Origin of the sequence: Bifidobacterium choerinum (assembly GCF_000741135.1) — a bacterium.
In the GTDB taxonomy this organism is placed as follows: domain Bacteria; phylum Actinomycetota; class Actinomycetes; order Actinomycetales; family Bifidobacteriaceae; genus Bifidobacterium; species Bifidobacterium choerinum.
Genome location: NZ_JGYU01000002.1, coordinates 406,080 through 427,214, shown reverse-complemented (window position 1 = coordinate 427,214; position 21,135 = coordinate 406,080). Strand labels below are relative to the sequence as shown.

At 67.5% G+C, this 21,135-nt stretch carries 16 protein-coding genes and 2 pseudogenes; 10 read left to right on the top strand and 8 right to left on the bottom strand.

Features of this window, described 5'->3' with window-relative positions; genetic code table 11:
• Positions 1-54: 54 nt before the first annotated feature.
• The 3 genes and pseudogenes from BCHO_RS02745 to BCHO_RS02735 form a co-directional block, all read right to left on the bottom strand.
• Entirely contained in the window at positions 55-486 is a 432-nt protein-coding gene (locus tag BCHO_RS02745; RefSeq protein ID WP_024540622.1) for a PH domain-containing protein, read from the bottom strand.
• A gap of 49 nt (positions 487-535) precedes the next feature.
• Positions 536-2,612: pseudogene (locus BCHO_RS02740) on the bottom strand (beta-galactosidase).
• Between the two features lie 62 nt (positions 2,613-2,674).
• A complete protein-coding gene (locus tag BCHO_RS02735) occupies positions 2,675-3,103 on the bottom strand; it encodes a hypothetical protein (RefSeq protein WP_024540621.1) in 429 nt (142 codons plus the stop codon).
• A gap of 505 nt (positions 3,104-3,608) precedes the next feature.
• Here BCHO_RS02735 and BCHO_RS09525 point away from each other — a divergent pair.
• The 5 genes from BCHO_RS09525 to BCHO_RS08725 all read left to right on the top strand — a co-directional run bounded on the left by BCHO_RS09525 (position 3,609) and on the right by BCHO_RS08725 (position 7,980).
• A complete protein-coding gene (locus tag BCHO_RS09525; RefSeq protein WP_237743019.1) occupies positions 3,609-4,037 on the top strand; it encodes a carbon-nitrogen hydrolase family protein in 429 nt (142 codons plus the stop codon).
• A 21-nt stretch (positions 4,038-4,058) separates the two neighbouring features.
• On the top strand, positions 4,059-6,008 hold the full coding sequence (locus BCHO_RS08730; protein WP_051354849.1) for a nitrilase-related carbon-nitrogen hydrolase: 1,950 nt from the start codon (positions 4,059-4,061) through the stop codon (positions 6,006-6,008).
• Positions 5,999-6,310 carry a hypothetical protein gene (locus tag BCHO_RS02725; protein WP_024540620.1) on the top strand — a complete coding sequence of 104 codons (312 nt, stop codon included), beginning with the start codon at positions 5,999-6,001 and terminating at the stop codon, positions 6,308-6,310. The genes BCHO_RS08730 and BCHO_RS02725 overlap by 10 nt, the downstream gene beginning before the upstream one ends.
• 501 nt (positions 6,311-6,811) lie before the next feature.
• A complete protein-coding gene (locus BCHO_RS02720) occupies positions 6,812-7,303 on the top strand; it encodes a DUF4186 family protein (RefSeq protein WP_162146635.1) in 492 nt (163 codons plus the stop codon).
• Positions 7,304-7,347: 44 nt separating this feature from the next.
• Entirely contained in the window at positions 7,348-7,980 is a 633-nt protein-coding gene (locus BCHO_RS08725) for an HAD family hydrolase (RefSeq protein WP_024540618.1), read from the top strand.
• A gap of 18 nt (positions 7,981-7,998) precedes the next feature.
• Here the strand turns inward: BCHO_RS08725 and BCHO_RS02705 are convergent, their stop codons facing one another.
• Positions 7,999-8,361, bottom strand: a complete 363-nt coding sequence (locus BCHO_RS02705; protein WP_024540617.1) for a DUF488 domain-containing protein — start codon at positions 8,359-8,361, stop codon at positions 7,999-8,001.
• Between the two features lie 181 nt (positions 8,362-8,542).
• On the opposite strand from BCHO_RS02705, the gene BCHO_RS02700 reads away from it, so the two are divergent.
• The 5 genes and pseudogenes from BCHO_RS02700 (at position 8,543) to BCHO_RS08720 (ending at position 16,990) form a co-directional block, all read left to right on the top strand.
• Positions 8,543-10,099 (top strand): DUF3375 domain-containing protein, encoded by a 1,557-nt coding sequence (locus BCHO_RS02700; RefSeq protein WP_024540616.1) that lies wholly within the window; start codon positions 8,543-8,545, stop codon positions 10,097-10,099.
• An 86-nt stretch (positions 10,100-10,185) separates the two neighbouring features.
• Positions 10,186-10,941: pseudogene (locus BCHO_RS09520) on the top strand (DUF4194 domain-containing protein); the annotation flags it as partial.
• Positions 10,942-11,390: 449 nt separating this feature from the next.
• Positions 11,391-14,966, top strand: coding sequence for an ATP-binding protein (locus tag BCHO_RS02690; RefSeq protein WP_024540614.1), 3,576 nt, complete (start codon positions 11,391-11,393; stop codon positions 14,964-14,966).
• Positions 14,966-16,144 (top strand): DUF3322 and DUF2220 domain-containing protein, encoded by a 1,179-nt coding sequence (locus BCHO_RS02685; protein ID WP_024540613.1) that lies wholly within the window; start codon positions 14,966-14,968, stop codon positions 16,142-16,144. Before BCHO_RS02690 ends, BCHO_RS02685 begins: the two co-directional genes overlap by 1 nt.
• Before the next feature lie 168 nt (positions 16,145-16,312).
• Positions 16,313-16,990: a DUF4190 domain-containing protein gene (locus BCHO_RS08720; RefSeq protein ID WP_157775254.1), complete on the top strand. Its 678-nt coding sequence runs from the start codon at positions 16,313-16,315 to the stop codon at positions 16,988-16,990.
• Between the two features lie 333 nt (positions 16,991-17,323).
• On the opposite strand, the gene dtd is transcribed toward BCHO_RS08720, so the two are convergent.
• From dtd to BCHO_RS02660, 4 genes are all read right to left on the bottom strand, one after another.
• Entirely contained in the window at positions 17,324-17,803 is a 480-nt protein-coding gene (gene dtd / locus BCHO_RS02675) for a D-aminoacyl-tRNA deacylase (protein WP_024540611.1), read from the bottom strand.
• Positions 17,804-17,912: 109 nt separating this feature from the next.
• Positions 17,913-18,812 carry a carbohydrate kinase family protein gene (locus tag BCHO_RS02670; RefSeq protein ID WP_024540610.1) on the bottom strand — a complete coding sequence of 300 codons (900 nt, stop codon included), beginning with the start codon at positions 18,810-18,812 and terminating at the stop codon, positions 17,913-17,915.
• 102 nt (positions 18,813-18,914) lie between these two features.
• The gene (locus BCHO_RS02665) at positions 18,915-20,138 is read right to left on the bottom strand and encodes an ROK family transcriptional regulator (RefSeq protein ID WP_024540609.1); all 1,224 of its coding nucleotides are present in this window, start codon (positions 20,136-20,138) and stop codon (positions 18,915-18,917) included.
• A gap of 251 nt (positions 20,139-20,389) precedes the next feature.
• The gene (locus BCHO_RS02660; RefSeq protein WP_335617956.1) at positions 20,390-20,989 is read right to left on the bottom strand and encodes an NAD(P)H-binding protein; all 600 of its coding nucleotides are present in this window, start codon (positions 20,987-20,989) and stop codon (positions 20,390-20,392) included.
• Positions 20,990-21,135 lie beyond the last annotated feature (146 nt).

Here is a 21,135-nt window from a genome sequence, read left to right as displayed (position 1 = left end):
GGCACGAGCACCCGTTCATCGGGGTCGCCATCTGCGCCGCGCGGACGGCTTTGCTCACTTCGCGTTGATGCGCTGCCGGTTCGCCATCGCCAGCTCGCCCAGATAGCGGTAGACCGGCGCGATGTCGAACTTGCGCGGGAACTCGAACGTGACCTCGCCGAGCGTCTCAGCGCCGGTCTTGCGCTGGTAGACGTCCTTGAGATACGTGATGTTGATCTCGCTGTCGTCGGCGATCGCGCCGGCCGTCTCCACCTCCACGTCGACGATCGAGTCGAGATGGATCGTCTTGTAGCGGGCCTTCGCGCCGGTTGCGCCCTGTTTGTCGATGAAGATGATGCGCATGTTCGTGAACACGACGGCGTCACGGATCAGCTGATACCCGTTCGTGATCTGCTCGCCGCTGAACAGGAACGGTCCGTACTGCTGCATGAGCTGGTCGTTGCTGACCTGCTGCAGATTACCGGCGAATGCATTGAAAAGTCCCATGGTCACCTCATATGATGGTCGATTGTTTCGTCAATCCGCGCCCCGGCGCTCACCGTCGAACGACGATGGCGCCGGTGGGCGCGAGCGTCGTTCGCGTCGCGTGCGACATGATGATGACGTCGCCGTCGATGTCGGGGACGGCCACGTCGTGGTCGCGTCTATTGAACAGGAATTCGAAGACCGCGCCGTCCTCATGCTCGCGCACGACGCGCAGCACGTCGCCCGCGGCGTCGTCGTCGGCGAGCGGCAGCCCGAGCGCGTCGAAGAGACACGGCAGGCTGCGCGCGATGCCGTCGGCGCCGAGCTTGCCTGCGACGACGTAGGCGGCCGTGCCGTCGCCGTAACGGTGCGCGGTCAGCGCGGGCAGGCCGTCCGTGCCACTCGTCGGCGGCGCCGTGAACGTCGCGAGCACCTGCGTGTCATCGTCGACGGACGTGACGACGTCGGCGAGGTCATGCGCGCATGCGCCGTTGCTCAGGTCGAGATGGTCGAGCGCGCCCGGATACATCGACGTGAGAGGGCAGTGCTCCTCGACGCGCACGCCGACGACGTCGCCGATCAGCCCTGGCCAGCCGCCGAGGAACAGACGGTCGTTCATGTCGGCGATCGCGCTGTAGTAGGTGACGATTGCGCGTACGCCGCCGCGCACATGCTTGCGCAGACGGTCGGCGACATCCTCGTCGAACAGGTAGACGCAGGGGATGACGATGGTGCCGTAGTCGTCCCACGTCGTATGCACCGGCGTCACGTCGGTGGTGACGTCGTGCTCGGCGAACGCGACGAACCAGTCGAGCGGCTCCGTCCATTCGCGCACGTCCCGCGACGGCGTCGTCGGATGCTCGCTCGCCCACTGCGACTGCACGTCGTAGACGATCGCGACCGACGAACGACGCAGTCGCGAGCCGAGGACGCCGGCCTGCGCGAGCGCGCGCAGATCGGCGCCGAGCTCGCACACGTCGTAGAAGATCCGCGAATCCTCGCCGGCGGCCGGCAGCATCGCCGAATGGAACTTCTCGGCGCCGGCGCGCGACTGCCGCCACTGGAAGTAGCAGATCGCGTCCGCGCCCATCGCCGTGTGCAGCAGCGAGTCGCGGATCAGCTCGCCCGGCTGCTTGCGCGGGTTCACGCCGCGCCAGTTGACGGCCGACGTCGACTGCTCCATCAGGAACCACGGTCGCCTGCGCGCGAAGCCGCCGACGAGCGAGCCCGAATAGGCGAGTTCGTCGATATGCTGCGCGCCGGGCGTGAAATAGTGGTCGTTCGAGACGAAATCGACCTCGCGCGCCCAGTCGTCGTAGTCGAGGGCGCTCTGGTTCGCGCTGATCATGAAATTCGTCGTGATCGGGATGTCCGGTGTGATCTCGGCGAGCACGTCGCGTTCCGCGCAGTAGAAGCGCTTGAGCATGTCGGAGGAGAAGCGCTTGAAGTCGAGCAGACGGCCGGGATTCGGGAAGTTGCCCTCGCCGATGAAGCGCGGCGGCAGGATCTGGCCGAAATCCGTCAGCCGCTGCGACCAGAAGCTCGTGCCCCACGCCTCGTTGACGGCGTCGATCGTGCCGTAGCGCTCACGGCACCAGTCCTGGAACGCATGCATCGCGTCGTCGGAATAGTCGAAGCGGTTGTGGCAGCCGTACTCGTTGCCGACATGCCATGAGACGATCGCCGGATGGCCGCGGTAATGCTCGGTCATCGCGCGGCACAGCCGCAGCGCGTGCTCGCGGAAGACCGGGCTCGTGGCACGCCAATGCTGGCGTGCGCCCGGCCAGACGACGTCGCCGCGTTCATCGCGCGGCAGCACCTCCGGGTGCGCCTGCGTCAGCCACATCGGCGGCGAGGCGGTCGCCGACGCGAGGTCGACGGCGATGCCGGCGTCGAAGAGCTTGTCGATGATGCGGTCGAGCCAGTCGAATTCGAAACGGCCGTCGGCGACCTCGATGTTGCCCCACGAGAAGATCGCGAGGGGAGACGATGTTGACGCCGGCCTTCGTCATCAGGCGCACGTCCTCGTCCCAGAACTCTTCGGGCCACTGGTCGGGGTTGTAGTCGGCGCCGTACCAGATCGCGGGACCATGGCCGGCGAGCGGCTGCGGCCAGCGGTGGGGACGGCGTGCGGGGATGTCGGTCATGCGGGGCTTCGTTTCGTGGGGATGCGTGAGATATGAGTCGGCGGGCGCCGCGCGCGACGGCGTCAGATCTGGTAGCCGTTCGTCTCGTAGTACTGCGGCGAATAGCCGAAGGTCGCGTAGAGCAGGCCGGGCAAGGTGACGGCGGCCGCGCGCTGCACGGCCTCGTCCTTGACGTCGCCGCCTTCGGGGCCGACGACGTCCCAGCGGAAGACGCTCGCGTCGTTCGCGTAGCGCGTGCGCACGTACGCCTTGAGCCACGGCTTCGAGACGAACATGACCAGATAGGGGACCTCGCTTTCGAGCAGCGCATGCACGTCGGCGTCGGGCATCTCGTCGCCCTTCTGCGTGAAGACGATCGTGCCGCCGCCGTCATAGGCCCTGAGCGAGACGTTGAGCTTGACGAGATCCCAAGCGCGTGCGCCCGCGTAGGCCAGCGACGTCAGGCAGTCGTCCTTCTTGAAATCATCGAGCATGTCCGTCAGTCGCGTCATAGTCAGTCCTTCCATGTGACGTCGGGCGCGCGGGGACACGCACCTGCGCACCACGATACACCGATGCGCCGCGCCGAACCATGCCCGCCCGCGCGGCCGCGCGCGATACCAGCATCGATGTTTCCAAACGATGTGCGCCGGCAAATGGTCGACGGCCGTCGAAACCGTTTCGTAACCGCGAGGGAGCGCGACGGAAACCTGACGGTCGGCTGCGCGAAACCCGGCGTCCCTAGCGTGGTCGTCGTCCGCAGCTCACCCATGGCCGTTTCCGGCATGTCGTAGATGGGGTCCGTTGAGCGAAGTCGTTTCGGTGCGGACGTGAAGAGAGAGGCAACCGTATGCTTGTGCATGGCAAGACCGCGAATCCGATGCGTTCCGACGGCGGCGTCCGCCGCGCTGCGATATGGCGGCGCATGGCGGCGGGCGTCGGTGCGATGGCGATGTGCGCGTCGTTCGGCGCGTTCGGCGTCCCGCCGCGTTCGCCGACACCACCTCCAGCACGGCCGTGGCTACGGCGCCGAGCGTCGTGACGAACGGCGTCATCCCCGCAGGCGCGCTGAGCGTCGTCAACTTCCACCCGACGTGGGGAGACAAGGAGACGAACAAGGCGAGCATGCTCAGGTACATCGACGAGGCGCACGCCGCCGGCGTCAGGATGATCGTGTTCCCGGAGATGGCGCTCACCGGCTACGTCTCGTCGAGCGACCCGGAATCGGCCGCATACAGGATGGCCGTGTCCCAGGCCGAGACGATCTCCAGTCCGATCACCCGCGAGCTCGCCGACAAGGCCGCCGCAACCGGCATGTGGGTCATCTTCGGCACGTCCGAACGCATCCCGGGCGATGCCGAGCACGCATACAACTCCGCGTTCGCCGCATCCCCGGACGGCAAGGTCATCAGCTACCAGAAGATCGCGCCGGTCGAAGGGTCGTGAGCGACCCCGGGCACGACGTCGGTGCTGCTGCAGACCGAATGGGGGCTCGCCGGCTTGAGCATCTGCTACGACACCTACGCGAATCCGGAGATCGAACGCTACTACGCCGCGCAGGGCGCGGGCATCCTCATCAATCCGACCGCGACCTCCCGCAGCTACCGCGACATCGACGGCGACGGCGTCAAGGACGGCAAGGGATGGGAATGGTACTACCGCAACCGCCTCGAATCGATAGCGTCGCGCGACGGCCTTGCCATCGCCTCCGCCGACCTCGTCGGCGCCGACGGATGCGCGGACAAGGACGGCAAACAACCCTGCGACTTCCCGGGCGGCAGCGTCATCGTGCGCGGCTCCGCCGACTACTCTGCGGGACAGAACGCCGACGGCACGCTCGTCGTCGGCACCGAAGGCGCATTGTCGAATACGAAGGACCTGCGGGTGAGTTATCCGTCGACGACGCGCGTCGCCAACGACTTCCATCCCGACTACTACGCCAAGTGGTACGCCGAACTCGCCGACAGGCAGGAATCGGACATGTCGCTCAACAACCGCTACGGTTCGGCGGACGGTCCGCGCGTCGCCGTCGCCAACGTCGCCGGCGTATGGGCGGACAAGCAGGCGAACGTCGACATGATGGTCCGCTACGCCGAACAGGCCGCGGCCGACGACGTCGACCTGCTCGTGTTCCCGGAGACCGTGCTCACCGGTTACGACAGCACCGATCCGAAGGGCGATGCGGACGCGCACAGCGTGAACGCCGACGTCAACCGCGCGCTCGCGGCAAGCGACGACTACATGCAGGTGCTGCTCGCCGAAAAGGTCAAGGGCGCCGACGGCGACGCCACGCGCGCCGCGTCGGTGAAGGCGATGGCGGACACGGCGAAGCGGCTCGGCATGTACATCGTGTTCGGCCTGCCGGAAATGCCCGACGGCGGACCGATCGTCGACGCCGACGGCGTGCGGAAGGTCTACAATTCGGCCGCCGTCGCCTTCCCGGACGGCCACACCGAATCGTTCCAGAAGATGCACCGCGCCGGACAGGAGGAGAAGGTCTGGTTGGTGCCGGGGAACACGCCGCTCATCTTCGAGATGCCCGAGCTCACCGGAGCCGACGGCGGCGCGCTCAAGGCCGGCGTCAGCATCTGCCGCGACGGCCACTTCTATCCCGAACTCGGCCGCTACTACGCGGCGAGCGGCGCCGAACTGCTCATCCACCCGACCGCCACGACGGGCGACCCGTGGTACCGCGAATCGCGCATCGGCAGCTACACCGACCGCGACGGCCTCGCCGCCGTCACCGCGAACCTGTGGGGGCAGGACGGTTATCCGCTCGATGCGGACGGCAAGCCGATTTATTCGGTCGACGCGGACGGCGACACGGTCAGCTCCGGCAAGGAGATCAAGGGTTACAACTACATGGGCGTCGGACGCGACGCGTTCCGCTCGACGAGCCTGATCATCACCGCATGGAACGGCAAGGACGGCACGCCGTTCGACTACGCGACCGGTTCGGCGCCCGACACCTCCGGCACCGGCGGCGGCGCGACGCCGCAGATCACGAAGGACTGGGCGTTCGGCGAGGGCCTCTACGATCCCGACAACCTCGAAACGCGCACGATGAACCTCAGGAGCGCCGGCTTCCGCATCACGAACTCCCAGGCGAGGCTGTACTCGAAGATGTACGACGCGCTCGCGGCGCGCACGATCGACGGCTACACGCCGATGTACACGGCCGGCGGCGCGCTCGACGTCAGCGCACTTGCCGAACCGATCATGAAGGCCCGGGAGGTCATGGACGCAGCCGACGGTGCGAACCCCTCCTACACCGAGGAGTCGGTGGCCGCGCTCGCCGACGCGTTGCTCACGGCGCAGGCGCTCGCGGACAACACGACGTTCAGCGCCGAGCAGCAGCCGCTCGTGACCGCGGCGAAGGACATGCTCGATCGGACTATGCCGCGCTCGTGCCGGTAGGCGCAGAGCCGGAGCCCGGCGACGGGCCGGCCGACGGCACGGACAACGCGGAAGCCAAGAATCCCGTCAAGGATCCGGACGACGGCGCGACGACGTCGGACCGGCCCGCCACTTCCGATAAGCCGGGCGCCGACGGCATGGGCTCGAACGATGCGGCCACCGCCGCGTGGGATGGTGACGCGACGCAGGCGCTGCTGTCCTACACCGGCTCGTCGGCCGGGGCCGTCGCGGCGCTCGCGCTCGCCGCCTCCGGCGCCGGCGTGACGCTGTTGATGATCCGACGTCGCACGCAACGAGGCTGAAAGGCGCTTGATGGCTGAGGTGCGGAAGGCGCATCGGCGACTGACGGCAGGGACCGGTCTCCAGGATGATGTTTCCGGAAACCGGTTCCTGCCGTCCGTGCATGCCCATCGTTGTCACTCCGCTGGGGGATGGGTCAGGGCGTATCTGCGATTGTGGGGTGGGTGCTCCTTGAGAATACCTACCGTTCTGTTCGGCTCTTATCGGTTTTGTGCGCTAACCGCACAGATTGGGTCTTCAGGAAGGGCGGTGTCCGGGGATACCCACCCCACAATCGCAGATAGGGCTCCGGAATGCCTTGGGGGATACGCGATTGGGGTAGAAAAAGAGGACGATACGACGAAGTCGCCGGTAAGATGCAAGGCGCGTCGAGCAGTGGAGGAGGTCCGTATGAGGGCAGGGGAATCGCAGGAGACGTGTCCGCGTTGCGGGGCGTATGTCGCGTTGCGGTCGCTTGTCTGCCCCGGCTAACGGACTACGCTTGAGGACCTATGGGACATGACATGCCGGTCGAGGGAACGACGCCCGAACCCGTCGAGGAAGCGCAGTGGATCGCGTGGATGCTGCAACGACTGTCCGGTTCGCCGTTCCGCGCGAAGTTCCGGCTGGCCGACGCCGACCGCGCCTATGCGCGCGCGAAGGGCAGAGCGACGATCTACCGCCACGCCCATGAGATGCTGCGCGCTCGCATCGGCGCCGCCCATCCGCTCAAGGACGGCAAGCAGACACCGTGGAAAGGCCATCCGGTGTTCACGGCGCAGCATGCGACGGCCACCTGCTGCCGCGGCTGCATCATGCGCTGGCACCACATCCCCAAAGGCCGCGCGCTCACCGATGCCGAAGTGAACCGTCTCGCCGCGCTCGTCATGGCGTGGATCGACCGTGACCTGCGCGACCATCCCGCGCAGCCGGAACTGCCGATCGAGACCGAGAAAACCGCTGCGCCGCCGCAGCAGAAGGCGACGCCGACCGCGACGATGGAGCCGCTGTTCTGATTCGTGCCCGACCGGTGCGCCATGCCGCTGCTACGATGACGGTTGTGTCCAACGAATCCCAGCACAGCGAACTTCGTGAACCTCCACTCACGGCCGTCGTCTTCGATTACTTCGGCGCGCTTGTCGATTGGCGTCCCGAACGCATCGTCGGCATGTTCTATCCGGACGGCGTGACCGCGATGTTCTTCGATCCCGACGATCCGCACGGCTACGACTACTATCGCCGCCGTGCCATCGAAGGCTGGGACGACAAGCGGATCATCGACGCATACTCACTCGAACATGGCCCAGCCGTCGGCTGGATCATGCGGCTGCTGCTCGAGAACCGCACATTGGGCTTCTACGACATGCCCGAAGGCGTCCCGACGCGGCTTCGCGAACTGCACCGCGCCGGCGTGCGTCTGTACGGTTTCGCGAACTGCTCAGGCCGCGCCGTCGACCTCATGCATGCGAAATACCCCTGGCTGAGCCTGCTCGACGGCACGATCGACGGCCGCCTGACGCCCGAGGAGACCATCACCGCCTTCGAACTCGATCCCGCCTCCACCACATTCGTCACTGCCGACCCCTCCCGTGCCGACGCCCTCGCGCACGCCGGGCTGACTGCCGGTGACACCGCCCGATTCCTCGCACAGACGGGGAAGGGACGAACAGGGGGATTCGTGGGACTGGCGTAGGAAACCCGTCTCAACCGCCTACTCTGCGGCCATGCGCTCCTCGAGGTAGTCGCGCAGCAGGCGGGCGTGGTTGACGTCGGGGTCGCGCGCGCCGTAGACGAGCGTGACCTTCGGATGGTCGCGGATGATTTGCTCGAGCTCCTCGACCGCCGGGTTCTCGTCGAGCTCGCGCCGGTAGCTTTCCGCGAACTCGAGAATCCGGTTCGGATCGTGGTTCCACGCCTTGCGCAGCTCGGCGCTCGGCGCGATCTGCTTCATCCACAGGTCGAGATGCTCGCGTTCCTTGGACATGCCGCGCGGCCACAGCCGGTCCACGAGGATCCGAAAGCCGTCGTTCTCATCTGCCGGCGCATATGCGCGCTTGATCGTCAGTTCAGTCATACCCACCCAGTCTAGGAACCGCATCCGGCCGCGCAACCGATGTTCGCCTGCCACGCAACGGCCCACCCCCCTCTCCCGTATTCCAACGCCGCCACGGACCGCGCATCGCCGTTTCGCTACAATGGAAGGCGGTACGCCCGCAGGTGAACGGGCGGACGGGACGACTCGAGAAAGGCGGCCGATGGCGGATGTGAGGACCGAGCTCGCGCAGCTGCGGCCGGTGTACGAGACCGGCGTGCTGCGCATGCTGCTGCATAAGTACGCGGACGTCTACATCGCGATGCTGCGCTCCTGCTTCGACCCGCTGACCGCTGAAGTGCCGCAGGAACGTCTGCTGTCGCGGATGCGCGAGGCGATCGGCGAGCTGGCCACCGCCGGCGAATACGCGCCGCGCGAAGGCGAGGACGACATGATGGCCGCCCGCCGCATCCTCAAGGAGCTCAAATCCGAGGACGCCGGCGACTACGCGTGGATCGCCGACTCGCTGGACCGCCGCCAGCACCGCATCATGTGCCGGCTCACGCAGCGCGCGCACCGTGCGATCGAGGCGCTCGCGACGCTGCAGCAGCGCACCGTCTCGATGTCCGGCGCGCAGGTCAACTCGATCATCATGGAGATCGAGAACGCGCGCAAGCAGCTCACCGTGAACGTCGGCGAGCGCATCGAGCTGCTGGAGCATGAGATCGCGCAGCGCCAGCGGCAGATCGACGAGCTCAGGGCGCACGGCATCGAGGACCGTCCGACGCGCGAACAGGTCTCCGACATCATCAACGTCGTCTACAACACGTTGCGCGGCGTGCCGGTGGACCTGCGCGAGCTCGTCATCGCCGAACGCGACAGCGGCGACGCGCTGCGCCGTCGCATCGACGACGGCACGATGAGCGGCGACGAGATGCTCACGTTCTACCATGAGCAGTTCGGCCGCATCTACAACCTCAGCGACGAGGGTCGCCGTTTCAACGACGCGTTCCAGGTGATGTACGCGCCGGAGAGCCGCGCCGAACTCAACGAGGCGTTGCAGGACATCTCGAACAGCGAATGGCTGCACGGCGAGGCCGACGACCTGATGAGCGTCGTCAACCGCGAATTCGACGACATCTACCGCGGTATCGACGACGTGCGCCGCCAGATCCGCGTCACCGACGAAAGCATCCGCCTGATCGTGCGCCAGCAGACCGACATGCAGTTCCGCACGATGTCGCGCAGCCTCGCGAAACTGTTCACCCGGCTGAGCGACGAGGCTCGCACGAAATCGAAACGCCGTTTCGACGCCGGCATCGCCGAGGCGTCGCTGCCGACGCTGCGCCGCCGCCCGAGGCAGACGCCGGCGCGCGTCGTCGCGCCCGCGCTCGCCGAGACGACGGTCGCGCCCGCCGCCGACCTGGCCGCAATCGTCGCGGCCGGCGGCCCGCGCGTGCGCCACATGGTCGGCCTCATCGCCGCGAATCCGGTGCGCCGCGGCGACGACGTGGACATGGCGGCGAGCTTCAACGCGCTGCCCGCCGACGAGCGCAGGGAAAGCGAGGTCGTCGGCTTCCTCAGCTACTTCGGCGGCGACGACGACGCGACGAAGTCCGATGGCGTCGGCGAGCATGTATGGTGCTGCGTCGGCTCCGACGGTCGGGAGCGCCGCTGGCGCACGCGCGCGCTGCTCGTGCCGTGCGGGGCGCTCGACGAATTCCTCAAGGAGACGGCCGCGGCGCCGATGACGGCGGCTGTGCGCGGGCGGACGGCATGATGGGCGGCGACATGAACGACGATGACCGATACGACGAAAGGTCGGCTGACAGGGCCGACGATGATGGACGGAAAGGTGGCAGGACGATGACGAAGCCGAACGATGCCGACACGGACGCCGGCGTCGTCTCCGCGGCGAGCGGCGACGACTGGCGTGAGGGGGTCGAGGACGGGGCCGGCGTCGCCGACCTCGCGAACGTGCACGCGCTGTTCGACGGCGACATCGGCGACATGCCGGCGCCGGCGCGCGAGGCGGCGATCGCGCTCAAGCGCAACCGCGCGATCAGCGGCGACCTGTACCGGCAGGCGCGCGACTACATGGACGACGTGCGCCGTTCGCTCAACAACGACATGCTCGTGCCGGTCGTCGACGAATACTACGAGGTCATGTACGCCGAGCCTATCCGCGCCGACGAATACGGGCTGCGCTCGCTCAAGACGCGCGTGACGCTCAGCGCCGAGGAGGCCGTCGTCGTCGCGATGCTGCGCCGCAAGGTGCTCGAATACGAGAACGTGGGCGTCGACGCGGCCTCGTGGATCGTCTCGCGTGAGGAGATCGTGCAGGCGCTGAGCGTCGGCGGCGGTCCCTTCGCCGGCCGCAACAGCGAGGAGGCGGTCGTGCAGCGCGCCGACCGGCTCATCGGCGCGATGCGCACCTACGGGTTCCTCGAGGACGGCGACGACGACGCGATGTACGTGATTACGAAGCTCGTGCCGGTCGTGCTCAACGCCGATCGCATCAACCGTTGGCTCGGCCTGGACGACGAACACGGCGATGGCGTGGATGGACACGGCGACGCGGATGGCGGTGCCGTCAACGGCGACGCCGACCGCGACGCCGTTGACGTCGGCGGCGACGGACATGTCGACGCGCAAGCCGCGGCGCCGGACATGGTCGCCGACATGGCCGCGACGCGCGCGTCGCGGGCGTCGTCGCATGCGGATTACGTGGACGCCGACGGCAATTTCGGTGACATCCTCGGTATCATCGGCGCGTCCGACGTCGCACTCGACGAGCGCGGCGAGGACGATGAGGACGATGATACGACCGGCGCGGCCGGCGCCGGCGGCATCGCCATCGGCACGGCCGAGATCGGCGATGACGAGATCGACGATGCCGCAGCCGACAATGAGACGACCGCGGAAACCACTGCGGACGACGGCGCCGCGGACATCGTCGTTGCGGACGACGACTCCGACGCCGGCGGCGGAGCGGATGGAGGAACCGCCGCCGGCGACGGCAAATCCGCAAACGACGGGAGCGACATGACGGAGGAGGTGCTGTTTTGAACATGACGACCGATGACCTGTACTCGCCGATCGAGCTGCTGCCGAGGCATTGGATGCTCAAGGAACGCCAGCTCGTCAACTGGGGGTCGTACGACGGCCGCCACATCTTCCGGCCGTCGATGGCCGAGGACGGCACGGTGACGCTGCTGACCGGACAGAGCGAATCGGGCAAGTCGACGCTCGTCGACGCGCAGGTCTCGCTGCTGTACCCAGCGAACGCGGCGTTCAACAAGGCGTCGAACGCCGGCCGCTCCGACCGTTCCGACTATTCGTACCTGCTCGGCCTGCGCGGCATCCGCAACAACAACGGCCATGACGAGCCGCTGTATCTGCGCGGACACGACGCGAACGGCGACCCCTATGCCGTCTGGGGCGCGATCGTCGACGAATACGAGGACACGGCGAACAGCGGCTCGCTGTGGATCGCGAAGTTCATGTGGCTGCCGGCGGATGGCGCGTCGGAGTCGATGACGAAGCTGTACGCCGTGCGCGAGGCGCCGATCGACCCGGGACTGCTCGATGCGCGGCGCGATGAGAAGTTCACGATCCCGATGCTCAGGCAGCTCTATCCGGGCATCGTCGCCTACAATTCCGCCCGGCAGTTCCACGAGGACGTCTGGAAACGCTTCGGGCTGACCGAGGCCGCGTGCAGGTTGCTGCACCGCATGCAGGCGTCGGACGCGCCGTCGCAGCTCGACGACATCTTCCGCAAGGGCGTGCTCGACGAGCCGCGCGCGATCCGCTCCGGCCGCGACGCCGTCGACGACTACGAGCAGTACGCGCAGAACTTCTCGAGCATGGAACGCAATCGCACGCGCGTGCGCCAGCTCGAGGCGATCGTCGACGAATACGACCAGTACGAGGCCGCCGACTCCGGCGTGCGCGCATTGCGCGCGATCGACCCGGAACGCGACGAGGCCGCCGATCTGCGCGCGCAGTGGCTCGACATGCGCCTGACGCAGGACGTCGTCGACGTGTTGCCGGCGCACGAGGCCCTCGCCGAACGCAGCGCCGAAGCCGTCGACACGACGCAGGCACGCGTCGCGCGGCTCGAGGACGAGGTCGCCTCGCTCACCCGTCAGCTCAACGGTTCCGGCGGCGACGAGATCGAAGGGCTCGAACACGACCTCGCGCAGGCGAAGCAGGACATGGGACGCGTCGTCGAACGCGCCGAGAGGCTCGCGCCGTACTTCACGAAGGCCGGCGAGAAGCTGCCCGCGACGGGCGACGAATGGCGGCGGCTCGCCGACGACTACATGGCGCGCGACCGCGAATACGAGACGTGCCGCGAGACGCTCAAACGGCGGCAGTACGAGGCCTTCGACGCGCACAAGCAGGCGCAGGGACGGCTCGACGAGCTCAACAGGGACTACACGCGCAAGGAACGCTCGCGCACGCGCATCACGAAGGAGATGGACGAGACGCGTGCGATGATCGCGCGCGCCACCGGACTCAAGGTGTCCGAACTGCCGTACGTGGCCGAGCTGATGGACGTCGCCGACGACGCCGAGGACTGGCGTGCCGCGATGAACGTCGTCTACGCGTCGATCGCGCCGATCCTGCTCGTCGACCGCCGCCACGAGGACGGCTTCGCGGCGAAGGTCTCGACGATCCCGCGCGAGGCGATGCCGCGGCGCAACTGGCAGTTCGTCGACGTCGACGACGACGCGGACGCCGCGCCGCGCGAAGGCTGGCTCTCCGGCAGACTCACGTTCAACGACGAGTCGCCGTTCGCCGCATGGGTGCGCCGGCGCGTCGCCGACCCGCGCACCGACGCGCGCTGCGTCGAGGCTATCGACGACCTCGACGAGGACGGACGCCAGGTGCAGCGCGACGGCCAGATCAAGGACGGCCGGCGTGGCAGCCACGGCACGAAGGGCATGGCGGCGGTCATCGGATTCGTCACCGAACGCTACCTCGCCGAACTGCGCCATGAGATCGTGCAGGCCGGCGACGCGCTCGCGCACGCGGATGCCCGCGTCGGGGAACTCGACGCCGAGGCGCGCGGACTCGACGCCGCCCACGCGCTCGCCGAACGACTGCGCGACTACGACTGGCAGGACGTCGACGCGAACGGCGTGCAGCTGCGGATTGAGGAGCTGCTCGCGAGGATCGACGAACTGAAGAGCGACCCTCAGATCGCGCAGATCAGCGCAGCGCTCGGCGCCGCCAACAAGGAGCTCGCGGCGGCGCGCGCCGCCGCATACGGCGCCGAGGACGACCGGCGATGCGCGCAGGCGGCGCTCGCCACGTCACGCCAGTGGATCGCCGACCGCAGGCAGCGGGGGAGCGACGCCCCGGCCGTCGACGAGGCGTGCGCGACGCTGCTCGAACGCTGCTACCTCGCCTATTTCGGCGATGGCACGAAGGAGGCGGGCGAACGCGTGCGCCGTCTGCTCGCCCTCGACGACCAGGCGAACGGCTCGCACGGCGGCCATGCACGCGCGAACGCGACGTCGGCGCGGCGATTCATGGAACTCAAGACGTCGGTCGCCGACGGCGTGCGCGCCAGGCTCGGCGAACTAGCCGGGCAGCGCGACGCCCGCCGCCGCTCGTGCGAGGCGAGCATGCGCGCCTACCTCGACCAGTACGCGGCCGGCGATACGCGCATCGACGCCGACGTCGAGAACGCGCAGTACTTCATGCACGACCTCGACGAGCTCAAGCCGAACATGATCAGCGACGAGGCGGTGCACGTCGAATACTTCAACTCGCTCAACAAGATCTATCAGGACCTCGCCGAGCTGCAGCAGATGCTCAAGGTCGACACGCAGCGCATCCGCGAGCAGACCAACAAGATCAACCGGCTGCTCGAACGCTATCCCTTCGGCGCGCGGCGCGGCAGGCTGTCGATCGTCGTGCAGGTGCGCAACCCGGACGCCGCGTTCATCGCCGCACTTGGCAGGCAGGTCGAGCAGATGAGCGCGTTCCGCGAAAGCGGCAGCCGCGACGTCGAACGCTGCAAGCGGCTGTTCACCGGATGCGCGTCGTTCATCGCGCAGCTCAAGGGCAGCTTCGACGACTACGCCGGCGTCGGACGCGGCAACACGAACCTCGACCCGCGCCGCCGTTCGCGCTTCTTCGGATCGGTCGCGCACCCCGACGGCCAGATCGAGCACATCAACTCGACCGGCGGCGGCTCCGGCGGCTATCTGCAGGAGCTCACGTCCTTCGCCTACGGCGCGGCGCTGATGTATCTGCTCGCCAACGACAACGCGACGAAGCCGTCCTACGCGACCGTCTTCCTCGACGAGGCGCTCATCAAGGCCGACGGCCAGTACACACGCCGCGCGCTGAGCGTGCTGCCCGGCCTCGGATTCCAGGTCATCGTCTCGGCGCCCGAATCGAAGACGAACGAGATCATGGGATCGGCGTCGAAGGTCGTCGTCGCGCGGAAGGACCCGGACAGTGGCCGCACCGTGCTCGAGATCGCGCGCATCGACGGCGACGGCAACGGCGGCGATGGCGACAGTGACGACGGCAGCGGCGGCGATGGCGAGACGGTCGCGCACGACGTTGCTGCCGCCGAAGTCGACGATGCCGACGCTGCCGCCGCACACGACGGGGACGACGCGTAGTGGGCGCCGCGCGCGTCGCGCATCCGCGGGGCACGGCGACGCCCGACGAGCTGCGCGCATGGGTCGCGGGGATCGTCGAACGCGAGATGTTCGCCGCCGACGACCCGTGGCCGCGCACGAAGGCGGTGCATTGGCCGAAGGAATCGGAGCTCCTCGCCGACGTCAACGCCGTGCACGACGCGAACAACGCGCTCAAGGACTTCGCGGCGCGCCACGGCTGCGGTGTGACGTGCACGGCGCGCCGGGTCGGCGCGCGCGTCATGCTCGTCGACCATGTCACCGTGCCGGACGAGCGCGTCGCACTCGCGATCGCCGGTCATCGGCTGCGTCGCGAACGCGAACGGACGCTCGCACGCGCGGCGCAGCTCGAGGAGACGTGCGGCGTGACGCCGGAGGTCGCGATGCCGGCGGTGCGTCGGCTGCGTGACGAGACGGACGTCGATTTCGCGTTGTTCACGGCGGCGGCCGCATGGTTCGGCGCGCATCGCGGCGACATCGCGGCGATGACGGCGCGCGAGGTGCCGCTTGAGGGATTCTCGGCGAAATGGCTCGGCGGCGCGCGCTCGCAGCGGCGGTCGGCGATCTGCACGGTGCTCGGCGTCGACGCGCTGCCGCTGCGCGAACGTCCCGAGGAGCTGCGCTATCGCCATCTCGACCCGGCGGCGGCCGGCGACCCCGACCGCATCGCCGTGACGCCGCAGCACGAGCCGGAACGGCCGGTGCGACGCGCGATCATCGTCGAGAACAAGGACACCTATCAGGCGATGCCGGCCTTCGTCGGCGCGGTGTGCGTGTTCGGCTCCGGCTTCGCGGCGACGCGCGTCGCGCGGCTGCTGCCGTTCCTCGCCGACTGCGACGTCGTCTACTGGGGCGATGTCGACGCGGCCGGCTTCGAGATCCTCTCGGCCGTGCGCGCATCGGGTATCGACTGCACGAGCATCCTGATGGATCGGGCAACCTATATGCGCTTCATGCGCTTTGGCACGAGGCTCGACGCGCGCAGCCACATGATCGGCGCGCATGAGCCGCTTGCGCGCACGGCGATGCGGCTCGATGACGACGAATACGCGCTGTATCGCACATTGTGTGCAGCGGGGGAGTCGCAGGTGCCGCGCATCGAGCAGGAGCGCATCCCGATCGCGCACGCCGTCGCCGCGCTGCGGGCGATTGGCTGGTAAACGTCGGAGAGGGCTGCCCGCCGCGGACCGCCGCGCTCGACGGAGGCGCGGGCTATGAGTGAATCGTGCGGAACGGCGGATTGCGCGGAATCGACGGATTGTGCGGGTCGTGCACGGGATTCGTACGGCATGTCATCGGATTCGCGGCGGTCCTCTAGGATGGGGGATATGGCAAACGAGAACGAACCCACGCCGATGGACGTGGCGGGCGGCGACGCCCAGCTCCCCTACGGCGATGCGGCGAACGGACAGCAGACGAACAACGCGGATGCGGGCGATGCAGCCGGCATGACGAGCGCGCAGGGACAGCCGGAATACGGCGCCTACGCCGATCCGGGGATGAGCGACGACGAACGCTATCCCTTCGGCAAACCGGACGAACCGCAGCCGGACATGTCGGCGCAGCCCGGACAATTCGGCCAGCCTGGACAGCCGGGAGCGTACCCGTCGGCGCCGTATCCCGGCATGCGGTACCCGTCGGGCGACAACCCTTACGGGCAGCAACAGGGCGCGCCCTACGGCCAGCAGCAGCCCGGCGGTTACTACGGGCAGCTGAATCCGTACGGCACGAACCGCCAGCGCTACCAGGAGTACGAGCAGCGCACCGGGACGCCGGAGGGCAACGGCTACGACGGCATGTGCATCGCCGGATTCGTGATGTCGCTGATCATTCCGCTGTTCGGCCTCATCTTCTCGATCGTCGGACTCGTGAACGTGCAGCGCACCGGCAAGCGCGGCCGCGGATTCGCGATCGCCGGCATCATCATCAGCGTGCTGTCGTTCCTTATGTCGTTCATGATGCTGAGCACCGGCATGCTGCAGCATATGATGAACGCCCTGATGTGATTCGCCGCGTCATGCGTCGCGCTGTGTGCGTCACGGTCTGCGCATGTGTACGCTGTGTGGGACGCTGAAGTGCGTGATTGCGTGCCGCACAGCGTATGCGTACGCAATGTGGGACGCTGAGGTGCCGGAACGTGTCACGGTCTGCGCATGTGTACGCTGCGTGGGACGCTGAAGTGCGAGGCAGCGTTCTGGATTGCGCATGCGTGCGCTGTCTGGGACGCATACGGGGCTGCGACGGTGTACAATGGCGGGCATCCGCGTTCCCGCGGGCGACCGCGGGAAGAAGTACGGGAATTCGGGCGGCAACCGGCGACGGTCGCCGCCCGAATTGCATCAGATGCCGAGTTCCTCGGTGTCGAAGAGGATCGTGACGGGGCCGTCGTTCGTCAGTGAGACGTTCATATGCGCGCCGAAGCGGCCGGTCTTCACGTCGAGTCCCTGCGCGCGCAGCGCGTCGTTGAACGCGAGCCAGACGCGCTCGGCGTGTTCGGGCGCGCCGGCGGTGACGAAGCTCGGACGGTTGCCCTTGCGCACGTTGCCGTAGAGCGTGAACTGCGAGATCGACAGGATCGCGCCGCCGACGTCGTGGATCGAACGGTTCATTTTGCCGTCCTCGTCCTCGAAGACGCGCAGGCTCGCGATCTTATGGGCGAGCCATGCGACCTGCCGTTCGCCGTCCGCATCGCCGACGCCGACGAGCAGCATGTAGCCGACGCCGATCTGCTGTTCGGGGAAGGTCGGGTCGAGTTCGCCGGTCGTCTCGTCGGTCACGGTCACGGCCGCCCGACTCGTTCTCTGCAGTACAACGCGCATGCCTGCACTGTAGCGCGCGTTGCGGAACGACGATGGCGTCCGCGGCCGGAGGTGCCGCGGACGCCATCGTGCGGATGAGAGTACGTCGCACGCGATGCACGCGGACGGTTCACTGGCCGAGGATGTCCCTGAGGTAGTCGGGCATCGTCGCCGGGTAGGTCGGCCATGCGCCTTCCTGCGTGCACACGAACGCGGCCGTGTTGACGGCGGCGCGGTGCGCCAGACCGAGTGACTCGCCCGAGAGGATGCGGCCGGTGAAGGTGCCGGAGAACGAGTCGCCGGCGCCGACCGTGTCGACGACGGTCACGCGCGGCGTGTTCAGCGTCGAGATCTCGCCGTCGTTAGACATGATCGTCGAGAACGTCGCGCCGCCGGTCAGGATCAGGTAGCGCAGGTCGTACTGGTCGATGAACCACTTGCAGGCCTCCTCGTCGGAGGTGTTCTCGATGCCGAACATGCCGCGCAGCAGCAGCAGTTCCTCGTCGTTGATCTTGAAGACGTTCGCGTAGCCGAGCATCTCCTCGATGAGCTCCTTCGAATACATGTCGCCGCGCAGGTTGATGTCGAAGAACTTGAGCGCGCCTTCCTTCGTGTGCTTGAGCAGCTCGATGATCGTGTCATGCGATTCGGGGGAGCGCAGCGCGAGTGTGCCGAAGCACACGGCATCGGCCTGCTCGACGATGTCGATGAGCTGACGCGTATAGGAGATGTGGTCCCAGGCGACGTTCTCGACGATCGTGTACTCGGGGATGCCGTTCTTGAGCGCGACCTCGACGGTGCCGGTCGGCCAGGCGTTGCGCTGCAGGACGGCGTGGATGCCGGACTTCTCGGCGGCGATCGCGAGCTCGTCGCCGAGGTCGTCCTCGCCGACCGCGCTGATCGAGTACGCTTCGGCGCCGTTCATCATCGCATGGTAGGCGAAGTTGACCGGCGCGCCGCCCGCGCGCTTGCCGGTGGGGAACATGTCCCACAGGAGCTCACCGAGGGAGACGACGATTGGCTTGGCCATGATGACCCTTCTTTCTGCTGTTGGTTGATGTTGGTTTGGTTGGAGATTGGTTGGTTGGTTGAGTTGGTCGGTTGGTTGAATCGGCCGATCGGTGCGTCCGCGTCAGTCCCCGCGTCTTCGCCGCGCGACGTCGGCGAAGCGCGACGGCTGGTCGAGGAACGCGGTGATCGCGACGGCCGCCGCACCGGTGACGGCGGCGTCGGTCGGCAGGTCGGACAGGGTGACCGTCGTCGTCGCGGCAAGTTCGGGGAGCACACGGTTTTCGACGACATGCATCGCCGCGTCGAGCAGCGGTACGCCGGCGTGCGCGACGATGTCGCCGATGATGATGCGCCGCGGATTGAAGGCGTTGATGATCGTGACGAGCCCGTAGCCGACGTAGGTGCCGACATGGCGCACGAGTTCGAGTGCGCGCGCGTCGCCGTGCGCTGCGAGCGCGAACAGCGCCTCGCACGCCTCGATGTGCGTCATCCGGTCGGAGTCCGCGACGATGCCGCCGTCCTCGTCGAGCGTCGCGTCGAGCGCCTCGTGTATCGCGACGGCCGAGCAGTAGCGCTCGAGGCAGCCGTGGTTGCCGCAGTCGCAGCGCCTGCCGTTGACGTCGATGCTCACGTGGCCGATCTCGGTGGCGGTGCCGCGCGTGCCGTCGATCGTGTGTCCGCGTTCGATGACGCCGAGGCCGACGCCCTCGCCGATCAGATAGTAGGCGAGGTCGTCCTGCGCGCCGTCGTCGCCGAACAGCTGCTGTGCGAGCGCGCCTGCGCGCGCGTCCTGCTCGATGAACACCGGCACGTCGAAGGCATCGGCGAACTCGGCGGGGAAGTCGACGTCGCGCCACTGCTGCATCGACGAGACGACGGCCGTATGCCCGTCGTCGCGCAGGTAAGGTCCGGGCACGGCCATGCCGATCGCGACGACGGTGCCGAAACGCGCCATGATTCGGTCGATGCGCGCTTTGAGCGAGGCGATCGCATCGTCGATCGACGGATGGTCGGTCGTTATGTCCACCCAGATCTGCTGCGCATCGCCGGCAAGGTCGAACAGGCCGACCTGGATGAGGCTGCGCGCGAACTTGACGCCGATGACGTGGAAGCGTTCCGGGTCGATCCGCAGTCCGATTGAACGGCGGTTGCGCGCGCCTTCGATCTCGCCGGTCTCGGCGATGAGGCCCTCCTCGATGAGCTTCGCCGTGATCTTCGTGATCGCGGCCGGCGTCAGCCCGAGCGCCTTCGCGATCTGCGCGCGCGAGGAGACGCCGTTGCCGTACAGGAAGCGCATGACGCGTGAACGGTTGTATTCCGACTGGCTGGTTTGTTCGTCCGCCATCACACCTCCCTGTGTCCATGCATCGAGTCCCCGTGGCTGCCGTAGTCGCGGGCATTGATTGATTAACTGCGTTAAATGTTAACGTCGTTAACTCATGATGGCAAATCGACACGCCGAAGTCGGGAAGGCATGAAAACGGCCGGCGTCACGCCCGCATTGCGCATGACGTGACACCGGCCGTTTTCTTCCGCCGGAGGATGATCGGAGGAACGAATCGCGCGAACCGCATGGATTCGCGTGGGATGTCCGGACTACTCGGACAGATGCTCGGTCGAATCCGACAGCATCCACGACGGGCGGTCGCCTTCGGTGCCCGGCTTGTCAAGGCCGATCGAGGAGCGAAGCTCCTCGCCCGGATGGAGCAGCAGCCTGACGACCTCGCTCGCGACGGACTTGCGCGACACCTCGGTGCCGCGGAACAGCTCGCCCTTCTCGGTGACCTCGAAGTCCACCTCGTCGTTGTCGGTCAGCCATGCCGGACGGATGATCGTGTACTCGAGGTCGCTCGCCTCGATGACGTCGGCGGCCTTGCGGTAGTTGGTCAGATAGTCGCCGAGCACCTTCGTGTTCCATGCGCCGAACTCGCCGGGCACCTCGCCGTAGATGCCGAGCGACGAGATCCAGATCAGGCGCCTGACGCCGGCCTTGTCCATCGCGGCCACCGTCGCCTGCGCCATCGGGATGATGTCCTCGCTGCTGCCGCGTCCGCCGGACAGATTCGCGTAGACGGCGTCGGCGCCTTCGATCGCCTGCGCCACGTCGGCCTCGGACTTCGCGTCGCCGGTGACGACGGTCACATGTTCATCGTCGAGGATGTCGGCGCCGAGCTCGTTGTCGCGATGGATGAACAGCGTCAGGTCGACGTCGCCCTACTTGAGCAGCATCCGCTCGGCGAGACGCGCAATGCGTCCGCTCGCTCCCAGAATCGTGATCTTCATATGTGCTCACCTCGGTTGTTGGTGGGACGCCCCGTCCGGGCGCCCGTGCGGCGCAGGCC

Bases quoted from the DNA above. Each gene is read 5' to 3' on its own strand.
- BCHO_RS02745 (WP_024540622.1), bottom strand. From the start codon at position 486: ATGGGACTTTTCAATGCATTCGCCGGTAATCTGCAGCAGGTCAGCAAC.
- BCHO_RS02735 (WP_024540621.1), bottom strand. From the start codon at position 3,103: ATGACGCGACTGACGGACATGCTCGATGATTTCAAGAAGGACGACTGC.
- BCHO_RS02720 (WP_162146635.1), top strand. From the start codon at position 6,812: ATGCCGGTCGAGGGAACGACGCCCGAACCCGTCGAGGAAGCGCAGTGG.
- BCHO_RS02705 (WP_024540617.1), bottom strand. From the start codon at position 8,361: ATGACTGAACTGACGATCAAGCGCGCATATGCGCCGGCAGATGAGAAC.
- BCHO_RS02700 (WP_024540616.1), top strand. From the start codon at position 8,543: ATGGCGGATGTGAGGACCGAGCTCGCGCAGCTGCGGCCGGTGTACGAG.
- BCHO_RS02690 (WP_024540614.1), top strand. From the start codon at position 11,391: ATGACGACCGATGACCTGTACTCGCCGATCGAGCTGCTGCCGAGGCAT.
- BCHO_RS08720 (WP_157775254.1), top strand. From the start codon at position 16,313: ATGGCAAACGAGAACGAACCCACGCCGATGGACGTGGCGGGCGGCGAC.
- dtd (WP_024540611.1), bottom strand. From the start codon at position 17,803: ATGCGCGTTGTACTGCAGAGAACGAGTCGGGCGGCCGTGACCGTGACC.
- BCHO_RS02670 (WP_024540610.1), bottom strand. From the start codon at position 18,812: ATGGCCAAGCCAATCGTCGTCTCCCTCGGTGAGCTCCTGTGGGACATG.
- BCHO_RS02665 (WP_024540609.1), bottom strand. From the start codon at position 20,138: ATGGCGGACGAACAAACCAGCCAGTCGGAATACAACCGTTCACGCGTC.